We start from the raw sequence: 15424 nt of genomic DNA on the forward strand, positions 1-15424 counted from the left end.
GCCTTCGGCGGGGCGGATCAGCCCTGCTGTGCGGCCCATTCCGCGACGCGTGCCGCGGACTCCTCTTCCGACAGATCCTCGATGCGGGTCATCACCGACCAGCGCACGCCGAACGGGTCTCGGATGCTGGCGAACCGGTCACCCGAGACGAAGTCCGACGGCGCTTCGCGCACGGTCGCCCCGGCCTCGACGGCGCGGGCGACGACGGCATCCACATCGGGCACATAGAGGCCCATCGAGTAGCAGTCGTCGTCACCCTGCGGCGGCGCGACCAGGTGATACGTCGGATTCGGCTCTCCGAGCTGCAGCATCCCCGCACCGAAGTCGAGGTCGGCGTGCACGACGACGCCGTCGAATTCGGTGACGTCGACGACGCGCGCGCCGAAGACGTCGCGGTAGAACGCGATGGCGGCGACGGCGTTCGGGATCGCGAGGAAAGGCGTGAGCGACGTCGACCCGTTGGGGCGTCCGTCGGTGGTGTGCGTGCCGGTGAGGCCGGCCGTGCCGGTCATGTCTGAAGTGGTCATGACTCGACGGTAGGCAGGGCACCGCCGGCCGCACTTGAAGATTCGCGACAATCCGGCACGGCGTGCGTAGTGTTCGATGCGTGATCGATGCACGACGCGGGGTGCTCTTCCCCGACCGGATGCCGCGGTTCCTCCGGGTCCCGCCATCGCCCGACGCCGCTGAGCTGGTGGCCTGGTTCTGGATTCCCGAGTGGGATCTTCCGCGGGGCGAGACCTCGCGCCAGGAGGTCGTGGCGTATCCGGCGCTGAACCTCGTGATCTCGTCCGAGGGAGTTCAGCTGGCGGGAGCGACGACACGTGCCACTCACCGCGACCTGCGCGGAAGAGGCTGGGCAGTGGGCGCGCTGCTGTGGCCGGCCGGTGCAGCCGCGCTCACCGCAGAACCCGCCGCGCTGCGTGACGCCGACCTGATGATCGATGCGCCGGCGCTGGTCGACGAGGTCTCAGCGGCGATGGCGGGCGATGACCGGCACGCCCGTGCCGCCGAGGTCGTCTCGCGGTGGCTCGCCCAGCAGAAGGGCGCGGTGACGGATGCCGACCTCCAGGCGAATGCGATGTCTCGGCTTCTGATGACCGATTCGGGCATCCGCACCGCGGAACAGGCAGCGGCACGGCTGGCCGTGTCGCTGCGCACGCTGCAGCGCATGGCGCATCGGTACGTGGGGATGCCGCCGCTCGCGATGATTCGTCGCCGCCGACTGCAGGAGGCCGCTCAGCGACTGCGGAACGACCCTGCAGCCGATCTGAGTGCCCTCGCCGCCGATCTCGGCTACGCCGATCATGCCCACCTGACGATGGATTTCCGCACCGTGCTCGGCATGCCCCCGAGCTCGTACCGCGAGCGGATCTGAATCAGCCGTCGCCGAGGAAGGCGAACACACCGGCGCAGGTGGATTCCCCGGAGATCGGCCTGCGCTCGCGTGTTCGCCTGCACTCACGTGGCGTACGCCCCGGCGCCGCACCGCCCGGGAAATCTGCACCCGCGTGGCGCGCGTTTCGATCGACGCTGCTTCCCCGCGGCGCTCAGCGCGCGGCGAGGCTCAGCCGCAGCATCCGGTAGCCGACGCCGGCGAGCACGACACCGGTGCCGATCAGCGAGGCGACCGCGGGCAGCGTAGAGACGAGCAGCAGGCATCCGATCGCGCCGACCACCTGAAGCAGGCGCGGGTAGCGGCGGGCGGATCCCCTCTGGCGGAACGCCGCGGCGTTCGCGATCAGGTAGTACAGCAGCACGCCGAACGACGAGAAGCCGATCGCGCCGCGCAGGTCGGCGATGAGCACGATGCCGATGACGATCAGCGCGATCGTGATCTCGGCGCGCTGCGGCACCTGCCAGCGGCTGTCGATGTGTGCCAGAAAGCGGGGCAGGTCGGCTTCGCGGCCCATCGCGAGGGTGGTGCGGCCGATGCCGGTCAGCAGGGCCAGCAGGGCGCCCAGCGATGCCGTGGCCGCGGCGACGCGCACGACCGGCTCGAGTCCCGTCCAGCCGGAGGCTGCCACGACGTCGGCGATCGGGTGCGCGCTGCCGATGGCATGCGCTCCCAGCGTGCGCATCACCGCGAGTGCGATCAGGACGTAGACGACGACGGCACCGCCGAGCGCGAGCACGATCGCGCGCGGGATGTTCCGCGCGGGGTCGGCGACCTCTTCGCCCATGGTCGCGATGCGTGCGTACCCGGCGAAGGCGAAGAAGAGCAGTCCTGCGCCCTGCAGGATGCCGTAGGCGGTGGCGTCAGGCAGGGGAGCGGGCGCTGCCTCGGATGCCGTGGCGAAGCCCGCCGCGACGACGACCGCCAGGCCGATCAGCGTGATCACCACGAGGATCCGCGTGAGCAGTGCGGTGCGGGTGATGCCGAAGCAGTTCACGACCGCGAGTGCCGCGACGGCGATGACGGCCACCGGTGTGCGCCAGGCCTCGGGGGCGGCGTACGCGGCGAAGGTCATCGCCATCGCGGCGCAGCTGGCGATCTTGCCGATGACGAAGCACCAGCCGGCGATGAATCCCGACCACGGGCCGATCTCGGCGCGCGCGTACGCGTAGGTTCCGCCCGCGACCGGGTGCACCGCCGCCAGCTGTGCCGACGCGGTGGCGTTGCAGAACGCCACCACCGCCGCGATCCCCAGGGCGATGAGGATGCCCGAGCCGGCGACCCCGAGCGCCGGCGCCCACACGGCGAACACGCCCGCGCCGATCATCGAGCCGAGGCCGATCGCGACGGCGTCGGTGAGAGTCAGGCGGCGGGCGAGGGGCATCCGCTCATCGTGCCACCGGATGGTGAACAGCGGGTGTCACGTCACGCGGTCGAGCCCGTCATCGACGCCGTGACGCGCCTCTTCTCGCGCACATACACCTCGCGCCGCACCCGTGCGACCACGTCGCCGTCGCCATCTCTGATCTCGGTCTCGAACCATTCGAGCACCTTGGCACCACCGCGGGCGCGCTCGCGCAGCTCCTGCGCCTTCTCGGGCGAGACGTGGAAGTGCGCGGTCAGCACACCGCGTCCCGGCTTGACGAACTCGATCTCGCCTCGGGTGTCCCACACCACGTAGTCGCGCCCGAGCTGGTGCATCACGAGCATGAAGAAGTACGGGTCGGTCATCGCCGACATCGATCCGCCGAACGCCGTCTTGACGTAGTTGCGGGTGAAGACGTTCACGTGCAGCTCGACGGTGGCGTGCGTCCAGTCGTCGCTGAAGCGGCGGACGCGGATGCCGCTGAACAGATTCGGGATCCACAGGCTCATGCCGATGGCGAGACGTCGGGGGGTGATGCGCATGTGGGCCAGTCTGCCGGTCGTGTCGCCGCGAGGTGAGATCGCCTGGATGCCACCCACAATTGTTCTAGTTGTATTAGAATAAACGCGTTGGAGGTGTCATGCTCATCCGGATCGACCCAGAGAGCGCACGCCCGCTGTTCGAGCAGATCGCGGCGTCGGTGCGCGGTGAGGTGCTGGCCGGACGGCTGCACCCCGGAGACCGGCTGCCGGCGGCCCGTGAACTCGCTGCGGCGGCCGAGGTGAACGTGCATACCGCGCTGCGTGCCTATCAGGAGCTGCGTGACGAAGGACTGGTCGACCTGCGGCGCGGCCGCGGCGCCGTGATCTCGACATCCGCCGCGCCCCTCGCCGGTCTTGCCGACGAGATCACCGCACTCGTGCGGCGCGGTGCCGCGCTGGGTGTCACCCCCGCGACTCTCGCCGCCCTCATCAAGGAGATGGACTCATGATCGAATCCGACACGCAGACCGACTTCTCCGCCGACGTCGGCCGAGCACGACGCTCGCTCATCGTCGTCGGCCTGGTGATTCCCGCCGTCCTGACGGCGGTCGCGCTTGCGCTCATCGCCGTGTGGATGCCCGAGCTGCCCGACCCTGCGGCGACGCACTGGAGCGCCGGGGGCGTGGACGGATACGGCCCACCTGCCACCTACCTGTGGCTCGCCGTGGCCACCGGGTTCGGCCTTCCGCTGCTGCTGGTCACGGTCACGCTCACCATGGCGCGGCAGCAGTGGGGTGTGACGGCGCGGTTCCTCGGCGCGCTCGCCCTCGGACTGTCGGGCTTCAGCGCGGTGACCACGGCAGGCTCGACGTGGCTGCAGCGCGGGCTGTCCGACGCCGCCGACGCGGCGGACGTGCTGCCCGTGCTCGTCAGCGCGTTCTGCGCTCTGCTGCTGCTCTCGGCTGCCGGATGGGTGCTGCAGCCCGACGTCGAGGCCACCGGGCCGGTGACGCTGAAGAGCACGCGGCTGCCGTCCATCTCGCCGGGGGAACGGGTCGTCTGGATGGGAACGGCGAACATCGCGCGCGCGGGTGTCCTGATCATCGGAATCACCTGCGTCGTGCTGGTCGGAGTGACCGCGGTCATGCTGCTGCAGGCGGCCGAACGGGCGTGGATCCCGCTGCTCGTGCTCGTCGTGGTCGCTCTCGCGCTCGCGGCGACGGCATCCTTCCGCGTGCGCGCGGGCGCCGTCGGGCTGGTCGTGCGCTCCCAGCTCGGATTCCCGCGTCTGCACGTGCCGCTCGATGAGATCACGTCGGTGCGTGCGATCGAGTGCCACCCCTTCGCCGAGTTCGGCGGAGTGGGCTGGCGCGTCGGCCTGGACGGCCGCACCGGTATCGTGCTTCGCACGGGCCCTGCGATCGAGATCGCCCGCCGCGGCAAGGGCGCGGTCGTGGTGACGGTGGACGGGGCCGAGGTGGGGGCGGCCACGCTGCAGGCGCACATCGACCGCCGCGCCTCCGGCGTGCACGACGACAGAGGCGGAGACCGAGATGAGTGAGACACCGGACTTCCACGGCGTGGACGAGCGGATGCCGCGCATCCCCCTCCGGGTGATCGTCGCCTTCATCGTGCTGGCGGTCGGCCTGGCCTGGCTGGTCGCGCTGCCGCTGTGGCTCGGCGACGGTCTCGCCGAGCCGTTCGCGGGGGTGCTGCTGGTCGTGACGATGTACACGCCGGCTCTCGCGCTGCTGATCGTCCTGGTGACGATGCGGCCGATCCCGACGGGACAGCGACTGCGCTTCCTCGGCATGTGGCCGTTGCGGCCGGCGAAGCGCGTGATCTGGATGAGCGTGCTCGGACTGTTCGGCCCGGTCGTCATCGTGATCGCGGCCATGCTGCTCGCGGTGGCGTTCGGCTGGCTGCAGGCCGACTTCGCCGGGCTCTCCGGCTTCTCGCAGATGCTGGCGCAGAGTCTGCCCGCCGGAGTCGAACTCCCCTCACCATGGCTGCTGCTCGCCGTGCAGCTCGCCTCCATCCCGTTCGCCGCCGCGACGGTCAACGCCCTCGCGGCCTTCGGCGAAGAGGTCGGCTGGCGAGGATTCCTCCTGCCGGCGCTGCGCCGGTACGGCACCTGGCCCGCGCTGCTGATCAGCGGCGTCGCCTGGGGGCTGTGGCACTCGCCCCTGATCCTGCTCGGCTACAACTTCGGCCGCACCGACCTCACGGGGGTGCTGCTGATGACCGCCGGATGCACGGTGTGGGGCGTTCTGCTGGGCTGGCTGCGCCTGCGCAGCGCCACGATGTGGCCGGCCGTGTTCGCCCACGGTGCGCTGAACGCCAGCGCGGGGCTGCCCGTGCTGTTCCTGGCGGCGGGCGCCGAGTACGATCCCGCGCTGTCGACGGCGCTCGGCGTCTCGGGCTGGATCGCCGGCGCCGTCGTGATCGTCGTGCTGCTGGTGACCGGTCAGTTCCGCCGGCAGCCGGCGCTCGCAGAGCGCAGGCCGCCGAAGTATCCGGCATCCACCCTGCCGCCGGTCCAGCCCCCCGCGTGACCCGGACGGCGGCTCGACACGGCCCCACCCCTTGACCGAGCGCGACCCGACGGTTTGGCTGGGCACATGACCGAATCCACTCCGCAGAACTGGCGCAGGGCCGACGACTACCTGGCCGAGACACTCGTCGGGCCCGATGCGGCGCTCGAGGCGGCACTGCAGGCGCAACGGGCCGCCGGGATGCCCGAGATCGAAGTCGCGCCCGTGGCGGGCAAGCTGCTGAACCTGCTGGTGCGCATCAGCGGCGCACAGCGCGTGCTCGAGATCGGAACCCTCGGCGGGTACTCCACGATCTGGATGGCCCGCGCCGTCGGCGAGGCCGGCCGAGTCACGACGATCGAGGCCGAGGCCGCCAATGCCGCGGTGGCGCGCGCGAACATCGACGCGGCCGGGGTGGGGGAGCGGGTCGACATCCGCATCGGCCGGGCGGCCGACGTGCTGCCCACCCTGGTCGGCGGGTTCGACCTCGTCTTCATCGACGCAGACAAGGAATCCAACACGATCTACCTCGACTGGGCGGCCCGGCTCGGGCATCCCGGCACCGTCGTCGTCGTCGACAACATCGGGCGCAGCGGCGACATCGCCGACGCCGAGAGCACCGACCCGATGGTGGTCGGCACACGCGACGGGCTCCGGATGCTGGGCGAGGACCCCCGCTTCGATGCGACCGCCCTGCAGACGGTGGGCATGAAGGGCTGGGACGGCTTCGCGCTGGCCGTCGTCGTCTGACACGCACACGAGTGGTGAGAACCGGCACGGCTAGACTGTGACCCGGATCGACGTCGCTCCACCACCACCCTCCCCTCCCTTTCGAAGGAGCACTTCTGTGGCACTGATCGAGGCTGTAGGCGCACGCGAGATTCTCGACTCGCGCGGAAACCCGACCGTCGAGGTGGAGGTGCTCCTCGATGACGGGGTCGTGCAGCGCGCCGCCGTCCCCTCCGGTGCATCCACCGGAGCCTTCGAGGCGTACGAGCTGCGCGACGGAGACAAGGGCCGCTACGGCGGAAAGGGCGTGCTGAAGGCCGTCGAGTCCGTGATCGACGAGCTCGGCCCTGCGATCGAGGGCGTCGAGGCGAGCGAGCAGCGCATCGTCGACGAGATCCTGAACGAGGTCGACGGCACCGACAACAAGAAGCGCGTCGGCGCCAACGCCATCCTCGGCGTCAGCCTCGCCGTCGCCAAGGCCGCGGCCGACTCGGCGGACCTGCCGCTGTTCCGCTACCTGGGCGGACCCAACGCGCACCTGCTGCCCGTCCCGCTGTTCAACGTCATCAACGGCGGAGAGCACGCCGACAACGGCATCGACATGCAGGAGTTCTTCCTCGCGCCGATCGGCGCCGACACCTACTCCGAGTCGCTGCGCTGGGGCGTCGAGACCTACCACGTGCTGCGCAGCGAGCTGAAGGCCGCCGGCTACGCGACCGGCCTCGGCGACGAGGGCGGCTTCGCCCCCGACCTGCCCAGCAACCGTGAAGGCCTCGAGTTCCTCATCAAGGCGATCGAGAAGGCCGGCTTCACCCCCGGCAAGGACATCGCGCTCGGCCTCGACGTCGCCGCGACCGAGTTCTTCACCGACGGGGTGTACCGCCTCGACAACAAGGACTGGACCGGCCCCGAGCTGATCGAGTACTACCAGGGTCTCGTCGCCGACTTCCCGATCGTCACGATCGAGGATGCTCTCGCCGAAGACGACTGGGACAACTGGAAGCTGCTCACCGACGCGCTCGGCAGCACGGTGCAGCTCGTCGGCGACGACCTGTTCGTCACCAACCCGCAGCGCCTCGGCGACGGCATCGCGCGCGGCGTCGCCAACTCGCTGCTGGTGAAGGTCAACCAGATCGGCACCCTCACCGAGACCTTCGACGCGGTCAGCCTCGCGCAGCGCTCGGGCTACACGGCCATGCTCTCGCACCGTTCCGGCGAGACCGAAGACACCACGATCGCCGACCTCGCGGTCGCCACGAACGCGGGTCAGATCAAGACCGGTGCGCCCGCACGCAGCGAGCGCGTCGCGAAGTACAATCAGCTTCTGCGCATCGAAGAGGAGCTGGGTGACGCCGCGGTCTTCGCCGGTGCATCCGCGTTCCCGCGCTTCCAGGCCTGAGCCGGAGCGCACGCGCTGATCTGAACGAACGAAGGAGGAGGAGCATGGCCAGACGCCCCGCTCCTCCTCCTTCGGTGTCCCGGCCCTCGGCGCCCGCCGCGCGCCGCACGTCTGCCGGCCGCACGGTCGATGTGCGGGAGTGGGCGAGCGGCATCCGCCTGTCGGGCTTCGCCGTGATCATGCTCTCGCTCGTCGTGCTGGGCACCTGGGTGCTCGTGCCGACCATCGGCACCTACCTCGGCCAGAAGCAGAAGATCGCCGCCCTCGAGCACTCGGTGCAGGTGACCGAGGAGCAGATCGCCGCGCTCGAGCGCGAGCGCGATCGCTGGGACGACCCCGCCTACATCACCACCCAGGCGCGCGAGCGGCTGTACTACGTGAAGCCCGGTGAGGTCCCCTTCCTCATCGACTTCGATCTCGACCCTGCCGACCTGCCGCCCGAGCAGCAGGAGGTCAGCGACCGGCTGAAGGAGCGCCCGTCGGACTGGATGCCGCAGCTGCTGCGCGGGCTGACGACCGCGGGGCTCGCCAAGACCGCGGTCGAAGCGCCGACCCCGTAGCGCTGAGGGCCGGCACAGTGACCCTCCCGTACCCTGGTGGGGTGACGACACCTCCCTTCCCGACGCCCACCGCTGCAGAGATCGCGGTGGTCTCGAGCCAGCTGGGCCGTGCCGCCCGCGGCGTCATCGGCATCGCCGCGCGCTGCGTCTGCGGCAATCCGACCGTGGTGGCCACAGCGCCCCGTCTCGACGACGGCACGCCCTTCCCGACCTTCTACTACCTGACGCACCCGGCGGCGACCGCCGCGATGTCGACCCTCGAGGCGACACAGGTGATGCCGGAGCTGGCCCGGATGCTCGAAGACGACGACGGCATCGCCGCGGCCTACGCCCGCGCGCACGAGGCGTATCTCGCCGACCGGGCGCAGTTCGGCGACGTGCCCGAGATCGACGGCATCTCGGCGGGTGGTATGCCGACACGCGTGAAGTGCCTGCACGCCCTCGCCGGTCACGCGCTCGCCGCGGGACCGGGCGTGAACCCGGTGGGGGATGCCGCGCTCGAGCGCTCCTCCTGGTCGCCCGAGCGGTGCGCATGCATCGATCCGGGTGCGGCGCTGGCGGACAGCGCGTCATGATCTCCGCCCGGATGCTGCGTGGTGCCGCCGTGACGGCGGCACTCGTGGCATCCGCGGTGTTCGTCGCCGTCCCGGCATCCGGCTCGGACGCACCGGCGACGTCGGTGCTGCAGGTGTCGACCGAGACGGCGACGCCGGCGGCGCCGCCCATCCCGGACGACCCGAACGACCCCGCGCGGGCGATGGAGTACTGGCTCGACGGAGCCGGCATCCGGCAGGCCTGGAGCGTGACCCGGGGCAAGGGAGTGAAGATCGCGGTCATCGACACCGGCATCGGCAAGCCCCCGGTGATCTTCGACGGCGCGGTGGCCGACGGCACCGACGTGTCGGGCGTCGGCAGCGCGGACGGTCGCACTCCCGTCGGCGTGCGCGACCCGAATCACGGCTCCTGGGTGGCCTCGCTCGCCGCGGGGCGCGGAAATCCGGACGGCACCGGGATGATCGGCGTCGCGCCGGAGGCGCAGCTGCTGTCGGTCTCGCTCGGCTTCCCCGGCTCCGCGTCGACGAAACCGTTCGTCGACCAGGTGGTCGAGGCCATGAAGTGGGCGGTCGATCATGGCGCCGACGTCATCAACCTCTCGTTCACCACCAACACCCTCGACTGGGACCGCAGCTGGGACGAGGCGTTCCTGTACGCCTTCGAGCACGACGTGGTCGTGATCGTCGCGGCCGGCAACCGCGGCAGCGGCACGTCGATGATCGGCGCGCCCGCCACGATCCCGGGTGTGCTGACCGTCGGCGGCGTCGACCAGACCGGGGTCGCCAGCCAGGGGGCATCCACTCAGGGCATCACGATCGGCATCTCGGCGCCGAGCGAATCGCTGCTCGGCGTCTCGGCCGACGGCACCCTGCGCTCGTGGGACGGCACGAGCGGTGCCGCGCCGATCGTCGCCGGCGCCGCCGCTCTGGTGCGGGCCGCGCACCCCGAGCTGGATGCCGCCAACGTGATCAACCGCCTGATCAGAACGGCGGTGCCGGTGCCCGACATGACCCGCACACCCGACCCGCTCTACGGTTTCGGCCTGCTCGACGCCGAGGCCGCGGTCACGGCATCCATTCCCCGTGTCTCGACCAACCCGATGGGCGATCTCAAGGAGTGGATCCGCGTCTACCGCCGTGCCGACGCTCCCGAGCAGCCGACACCCGAGCAGTCCGCGACGCCGGTCGCCGTGCCGCCCCTTCCGCCCGTCGAGCAGCCCGTCGGCGCGGCGTCCCCGCTGCTGCCGACCGAGGAGTCGCTGCGGTACGGTACCCTGCCTCTGCTGGCACTCACGGTGCCTGGTATCCTGATAGCGCTTGGCGTCACCGCAGCTGCCCGGCGCATCCGATCGGAGCGCGGTAGACGCACTCCCACACCCTGACGACGAGGAGTTGTCCCCCTGTGCCTCAGAACAGCACTGCACCCCGCATTCTGATTGTCGGTGGAGGCTACGCAGGTTTCTACACAGCCTGGAAGCTCGAGAAGCACCTTCGCAAGGGCGAGGCCGACGTGACGATGGTGGACCCGCTGCCGTACATGACTTACCAGCCGTTCCTGCCCGAGGTCGCAGCCGGGTCGATCGAGCCGCGTCACGCCGTCGTCACGCACCGTCGTCACCTCAAGACGACCAACGTGATCACCGCCAAGGTCACCGGCATCGACCACGCCAACAAGGTCGCCACGATCACCCCGCCGATCGGCGAGCCGTACGAGTTCGCGTACGACCAGATCGTCGTCACCGCCGGCGCGGTGTCGCGCACGTTCCCGATCCCGGGCATCGCCGACAACGCGATCGGCATGAAGACCATCGAAGAGGCCGTCGCCGTGCGTGATCGCCTGCTGTCGAACTTCGACAAGGCCGCGTCGATCGCGGCCGGCCCCGAGCGCGACCGGCTGCTGACCGTCGTGGTCGTCGGCGGCGGCTTCGCCGGCATCGAAGCGTTCGCCGAGCTGCGCTCGTTCGCCTCGTCGCTGATCTCGAAGTACCCGCAGCTGTCGTTCGACGACACGCACTTCCACCTCATCGAGGCGATGGGCCGCATCATGCCCGAGGTCTCGCTCGAGACCAGCAAGTGGGTCATGAAGGACCTCGGCAAGCGCGGCGCGTACATCCACCTCGACACCCAGGTCGCCAGCGCTGTCGGCGGCAACGTCGAGCTGTCGACGGGCGACGTCATCCCCTCCGACCTCATCGTCTGGACCGCCGGTGTCATGGCGAACCCGACCGTGGTCCGCGGCGGCGACCTGCCCACCGAGCAGCGCGGCCGCATCACCGCGCAGGCCGACCTGCGCGTCGTCGACGCCGACGGCAACCCCGTCGAGGGTGCCTGGGCAGCCGGCGACATCTCCGCCGTGCCCGACAAGACCGGCGGGCTTCCCGACGGCACCTGCGTGCCCAACGCGCAGCACGCCGTGCGCCAGGCGAAGCTGCTCGCGAAGAACCTCGTCGCGGTGCTGCGCGGCGAGGGCACCACGGACTACTACCACAAGAACCTCGGCGCCGTGGCCGGTCTCGGCCTCTACAACGGTGTGTTCCAGTCGGGCAACATCGCCCTGAAGGGCTTCATCGCCTGGGTCGCGCACCGCGGCTACCACGGCCTCGCGATGCCCACCTGGGAGCGCAAGTGGCGTGTGCTGTGGGGCTGGTGGAACAACCTGTGGCTCGGCCGCGACTTCGCCAACCTCGCCGCAGTGCAGCACCCGCGTGCGGCGTTCGAGGAGTTCGCCGCACGTCCGCGTCCGGCGGTCGCAGAGCCCGCCGCGCCGGCCGCGCAGAAGGACGCAGCGAAGACCGATGCCGGCAAGCCGGCGAAGGCGGATGCCGTGAAGCCCGCAGCCAAGGTCGACGCGGCCAAGCCGGCCGCCAAGCGCCCTGCCGCCAAGAAGCCGGCGGCCAAGAAGGCGTCCGAGAGCGTCGACGTCAGCGCCTGACCCGAGCAGAGTGAAGGGCCCGTCCATCGGACGGGCCCTTCCTGCATCCTCGGCCGCCCTGTGCCCCCACTGGGATTCGAACTCAGCCCACCTGCCACGGCGCGGCCGCCCTGTGCCCCCAGTCGGATTCGAACCGACACTGAAGCGTGTTTAAGACGCCTGCCTCTGCCGTTGGGCTATGGGGGCCCGCGTTCAGCCTATCGACGCCTCGCACGGGTCGTAGGGTGGGGGAGTGCTCGATCTCACTGCAGGCCACAGCCCGGCATCCGCCTCCGATGCGACATGGCGTTCCCCCGACCGCTACTGGCCGGCGCTCACCGACGCGACCGCGCACCTGCCCGCGCCGGTGGCGGTGATCGACCGCGACGCGCTGCGGCACAACGCGATGGACCTGCTCGTGCGCGCCGGAGGCATCCCGATCCGGGTCGCGACGAAATCGGTGCGGGTGCGCGCCGTGCTCGATGCGGTGCTCGAGATCCCCGGATACCGCGGGATCCTCGCCTTCACCCTCGCCGAGGCGCTCTGGCTGGCCGAGCAGCACGACGACATCATGCTCGGCTACCCCACCGTCGACCGGGCCGGCCTGAGCCGCCTGCTCGCCGACGAGCAGGCGGCGTCGCGCGTCACGCTGATGGTCGACGAGACCGCGCACCTCGATCTGATCGACTCGATCGCCGGCCCCGGATCGCGACCCGAGGTGCGAGTCGCCATCGACGTCGACGCCTCACTGCGCTCGTCATCGCTCGGCCACGTCGGCGTGCGCAGATCGCCGCTGCACTCGGCGGCCGAGGTCGCCGCCTTCGCCCGGGAGGTCGTGCGCCGCCCCGGATTCCGGCTCGTGGGACTGCAGATGTACGACGCGCAGATCGCCGGTCAAGGGGATGCGGCAGGCCCCGACGCCCCGGTGATCCGCATGGTGCAGGCGCGCTCGCGCGACGAGCTGCGCCGGCGACGGGCCGAGATCGCCGACGCGATGACCCAGATCGCTCCGCTGGAGTTCCTGAACGGGGGAGGGACGGGATCGCTGGAGTTCACCGGAAGCGATGAGTCGCTCACCGAGGCGACCGCGGGCAGCGGACTGCTCGCCGGGCACCTCTTCGACGGGTACCGCTCGTTCCGGCCCGCGCCCGCGGCGGCGTTCGCGTTCGACGTGGTCCGAAAGCCCACGCAGGCCATCGCGACGGTGCTGGGCGGCGGCTGGATCGCGTCGGGCCCTTCCGTGGCATCCCGGCAGCCCCTGCCGGTGTGGCCGGCAGGACTGCACACCCTCGGGCGAGAAGCGGCGGGCGAGGTGCAGACGCCGCTGCGCGGTGCGGCCGCACGCGAGCTGCGGGTCGGCGACCGCGTCTGGTTCCGGCACGCGAAGAGCGGCGAGCCGGCCGAGCGCATCGACCGGTACCATCTCGTCTCGAATGGCGCGGTGATCGGCGAGCTGCCCACCTACCGTGGCGAGGGGAAGGCCTTTCTATGACCCGACCGGGCGGAACCTGGCAGAACTGGGGACGCACCGCGCAGGTGCGTCCGCTCCGGGTCGAGCGTCCGCGCTCGCCCGAAGGCGTGCAGCGGTCGGTCGTGGCCGCGGTGAAGCAGGGGCTCACCGTCAAGGCCGTCGGCGCGGGCCACAGCTTCACCGGGATCGCCGCGGCCCCCGGCGTGCTGCTCGAGCTCGACGACCTGCAGGGTCTGGTCTCGGCCGATCCGCAGACCGGGCGCGTGACCCTGCTCGCGGGCACTCGTCTGCACCGCATCCCCGCTCTGCTGAAGCCGTACGGACTGGCGATGCAGAACCTCGGCGACATCGACCGGCAGTCGATCAGCGGCGCGATCTCGACGGGCACGCACGGCACCGGCGCCCGGTTCGGCGGCATCGCCACGCAGGTGCGGGGGCTCACCCTGGTCACCGCGGCCGGTGAGTTCCTGCGCATCGATGAGGAGCACGACAGTGACCTGCTCGCGGGAGCGGTGGTGGGTCTCGGGGCTCTCGGGATCGTCGTCGAGGTGACCCTGCAGTGCGTGCCGGCGTTCGTCATGCACGCGCAGGACGCGCCCCTGCCGCTCGACGAGACCCTCGGCTCGCTGCGCGAGCGGGTGGCGGATGCCGATCATTTCGAGTTCTACTGGCACCCGCACACCGACGTCGCGCTGACCAAGACGCACACCCGCCTGCCCGAGTCGGCCCCACGGCGTTCCGTCCCGCCCGTGCGGCGCTGGATCGACGAGAGTGTGCTCACCAACGGCGTGTTCGGGGCGTTCTGCGCCGCGAGCCGGGTCGTGCCCGCCGTGATCCCCCCGTTCAACCGGCTGGCGGTGACGCTGACCGGGAACGGGGAGTACTCGGATCGATCGCATCGGGTGCTCATCCACCACCGCAACGTGCGCTTCCGCGAGATGGAGTACGCCTTGCCGGCCGAGAACGTCACCTCGGCGTTCGAAGAGCTGCGCGGGCTCATCGCCGACCGCGGGTGGCGCATCGAGTTCCCCGTCGAGGTGCGCTTCGCCGCAGCCGACGACCTGTGGCTGTCGACCGCGTTCGGCCGCGACAGCGCGTACATCGCCGTGCATCGCTACTGGCGGGTCGACCCGCGGGAGTACTTCGACGCCGTCGAGCAGATCATGCTCGCCCACGGGGGCCGCCCGCACTGGGGCAAGCTGCACAGCCTGAACGCCGAGCAGCTGCGCGAGCGCTACCCCAGATTCGAAGACTTCGTCGGGCTGCGCGACCGCCTCGACCCCGACCGGGTGTTCGGCAACCGGCACCTCGAGCGCATCCTCGGAGCCTGAGCCCGGCCTGTCGTCCAGCCGACGCGCAGTGATCCGCGCATAGGATGGATGTCGGTTCAAGAGGGGGGCTGTGCATGGAATGGCTGTGGCCGGTACTGATCGTCGTCGGAGTGCTGCTGCTCGTCGGCATCTATCTGTGGTCGACGTACAACTCGCTGGTGCAGCTCAAGGTGCGCGTCGACGAGGCATGGAGCGGGATCGCCGTGCAGCTCAAGCGACGCGCGGATCTCATCCCCAATCTCATCGAGACGGTGCGCGGCTACGCCGCGCATGAGAAAGAGGTCTTCGAGGGAGTGACCCGGGCGCGTGCCGAGACGCTCGCGGCGTCCGGACCCGCCGAGGCCGGCGTGGCGGAAGGTCATCTGCAACAGGCGCTGCGCAGCCTGTTCGCGGTCGCCGAGGCCTACCCGCAGCTGCAGGCCAGCCAGAACTACCTGCAGCTGCAGCATTCGCTCGTCGACACCGAAGACAAGGTGCAGGCGGCGCGCCGCTTCTACAACGGGGGCGTGCGCGAGCTGAACACCAAGATCAAAGTCTTCCCGAACAATCTCTTCGCTCGCGGCCTCGGTTTCACCGAGCGCGAATTCTTCGAGGTCAACGACGACGGCGCGGTCTCCGAACCGCCCCGCGTGCAGTTTTGACACGAAGAGGGGGTATTGGGGGGATTGGCGTGTTTCGTCTTGGGGTGGAG

The 15424-nt window shown here is 70.5% G+C and carries 16 protein-coding genes and 1 tRNA gene; 13 read left to right on the forward strand and 4 right to left on the reverse strand.

Annotated features, from left to right (window positions below; genetic code table 11):
* Nucleotides 1-17: 17 nt before the first annotated feature.
* Complete coding sequence (locus ACWIDW_RS11115; protein WP_271638247.1) at nt 18-527, reverse strand: VOC family protein; 510 nt, start codon at nt 525-527, stop codon at nt 18-20.
* A gap of 80 nt (nt 528-607) precedes the next feature.
* Here ACWIDW_RS11115 and ACWIDW_RS11120 point away from each other — a divergent pair, with 80 nt between their 5' ends.
* Nucleotides 608-1378 carry a helix-turn-helix domain-containing protein gene (locus tag ACWIDW_RS11120; RefSeq protein WP_454125275.1) on the forward strand — a complete coding sequence of 257 codons (771 nt, stop codon included), beginning with the start codon at nt 608-610 and terminating at the stop codon, nt 1376-1378.
* Between the two features lie 172 nt (nt 1379-1550).
* Here the strand turns inward: ACWIDW_RS11120 and ACWIDW_RS11125 are convergent, their stop codons facing one another.
* Nucleotides 1551-2780: an APC family permease gene (locus ACWIDW_RS11125; protein ID WP_454125277.1), complete on the reverse strand. Its 1230-nt coding sequence runs from the start codon at nt 2778-2780 to the stop codon at nt 1551-1553.
* 41 nt (nt 2781-2821) lie between these two features.
* On the reverse strand, nt 2822-3304 hold the full coding sequence (locus ACWIDW_RS11130) for a DUF4442 domain-containing protein (protein WP_271638244.1): 483 nt from the start codon (nt 3302-3304) through the stop codon (nt 2822-2824).
* Nucleotides 3305-3402: 98 nt separating this feature from the next.
* On the opposite strand from ACWIDW_RS11130, the gene ACWIDW_RS11135 reads away from it, so the two are divergent.
* From ACWIDW_RS11135 to ACWIDW_RS11175, 9 genes are all read left to right on the forward strand, one after another.
* Entirely contained in the window at nt 3403-3753 is a 351-nt protein-coding gene (locus tag ACWIDW_RS11135; RefSeq protein WP_454125279.1) for a GntR family transcriptional regulator, read from the forward strand.
* Complete coding sequence (locus ACWIDW_RS11140; RefSeq protein WP_454125281.1) at nt 3750-4805, forward strand: DUF1648 domain-containing protein; 1056 nt, start codon at nt 3750-3752, stop codon at nt 4803-4805. The genes ACWIDW_RS11135 and ACWIDW_RS11140 overlap by 4 nt, the downstream gene beginning before the upstream one ends.
* Nucleotides 4798-5799, forward strand: coding sequence for a CPBP family intramembrane glutamic endopeptidase (locus ACWIDW_RS11145; protein WP_454125282.1), 1002 nt, complete (start codon nt 4798-4800; stop codon nt 5797-5799). Before ACWIDW_RS11140 ends, ACWIDW_RS11145 begins: the two co-directional genes overlap by 8 nt.
* 66 nt (nt 5800-5865) lie before the next feature.
* The gene (locus ACWIDW_RS11150) at nt 5866-6528 is read left to right on the forward strand and encodes an O-methyltransferase (protein ID WP_454125284.1); all 663 of its coding nucleotides are present in this window, start codon (nt 5866-5868) and stop codon (nt 6526-6528) included.
* Nucleotides 6529-6625: 97 nt separating this feature from the next.
* Nucleotides 6626-7906 carry a phosphopyruvate hydratase gene (eno, locus tag ACWIDW_RS11155; RefSeq protein ID WP_454125286.1) on the forward strand — a complete coding sequence of 427 codons (1281 nt, stop codon included), beginning with the start codon at nt 6626-6628 and terminating at the stop codon, nt 7904-7906.
* Nucleotides 7907-7950: 44 nt separating this feature from the next.
* The gene (locus tag ACWIDW_RS11160) at nt 7951-8466 is read left to right on the forward strand and encodes an FtsB family cell division protein (RefSeq protein WP_454125287.1); all 516 of its coding nucleotides are present in this window, start codon (nt 7951-7953) and stop codon (nt 8464-8466) included.
* A 41-nt stretch (nt 8467-8507) separates the two neighbouring features.
* Complete coding sequence (locus tag ACWIDW_RS11165; protein ID WP_454125289.1) at nt 8508-9041, forward strand: DUF501 domain-containing protein; 534 nt, start codon at nt 8508-8510, stop codon at nt 9039-9041.
* Nucleotides 9038-10402 carry a S8 family peptidase gene (locus ACWIDW_RS11170; RefSeq protein WP_454125290.1) on the forward strand — a complete coding sequence of 455 codons (1365 nt, stop codon included), beginning with the start codon at nt 9038-9040 and terminating at the stop codon, nt 10400-10402. The genes ACWIDW_RS11165 and ACWIDW_RS11170 overlap by 4 nt, the downstream gene beginning before the upstream one ends.
* 20 nt (nt 10403-10422) lie before the next feature.
* Nucleotides 10423-11952: an NAD(P)/FAD-dependent oxidoreductase gene (locus ACWIDW_RS11175; RefSeq protein WP_454125292.1), complete on the forward strand. Its 1530-nt coding sequence runs from the start codon at nt 10423-10425 to the stop codon at nt 11950-11952.
* 113 nt (nt 11953-12065) lie between these two features.
* Here ACWIDW_RS11175 and ACWIDW_RS11180 read toward each other — a convergent pair.
* Nucleotides 12066-12138: transfer RNA gene (locus tag ACWIDW_RS11180), tRNA-Leu, on the reverse strand.
* A 46-nt stretch (nt 12139-12184) separates the two neighbouring features.
* On the opposite strand from ACWIDW_RS11180, the gene ACWIDW_RS11185 reads away from it, so the two are divergent.
* The 3 genes from ACWIDW_RS11185 to ACWIDW_RS11195 all read left to right on the forward strand — a co-directional run bounded on the left by ACWIDW_RS11185 (nt 12185) and on the right by ACWIDW_RS11195 (nt 15374).
* A complete protein-coding gene (locus ACWIDW_RS11185) occupies nt 12185-13423 on the forward strand; it encodes an alanine racemase (protein ID WP_454125294.1) in 1239 nt (412 codons plus the stop codon).
* Nucleotides 13420-14733 (forward strand): D-arabinono-1,4-lactone oxidase, encoded by a 1314-nt coding sequence (locus ACWIDW_RS11190; RefSeq protein WP_454125296.1) that lies wholly within the window; start codon nt 13420-13422, stop codon nt 14731-14733. The genes ACWIDW_RS11185 and ACWIDW_RS11190 overlap by 4 nt, the downstream gene beginning before the upstream one ends.
* Nucleotides 14734-14807: 74 nt before the next feature.
* Nucleotides 14808-15374: a LemA family protein gene (locus ACWIDW_RS11195; RefSeq protein ID WP_454125298.1), complete on the forward strand. Its 567-nt coding sequence runs from the start codon at nt 14808-14810 to the stop codon at nt 15372-15374.
* Nucleotides 15375-15424 lie beyond the last annotated feature (50 nt).

It is taken from the genome of Microbacterium sp. NPDC055312, assembly GCF_053645675.1.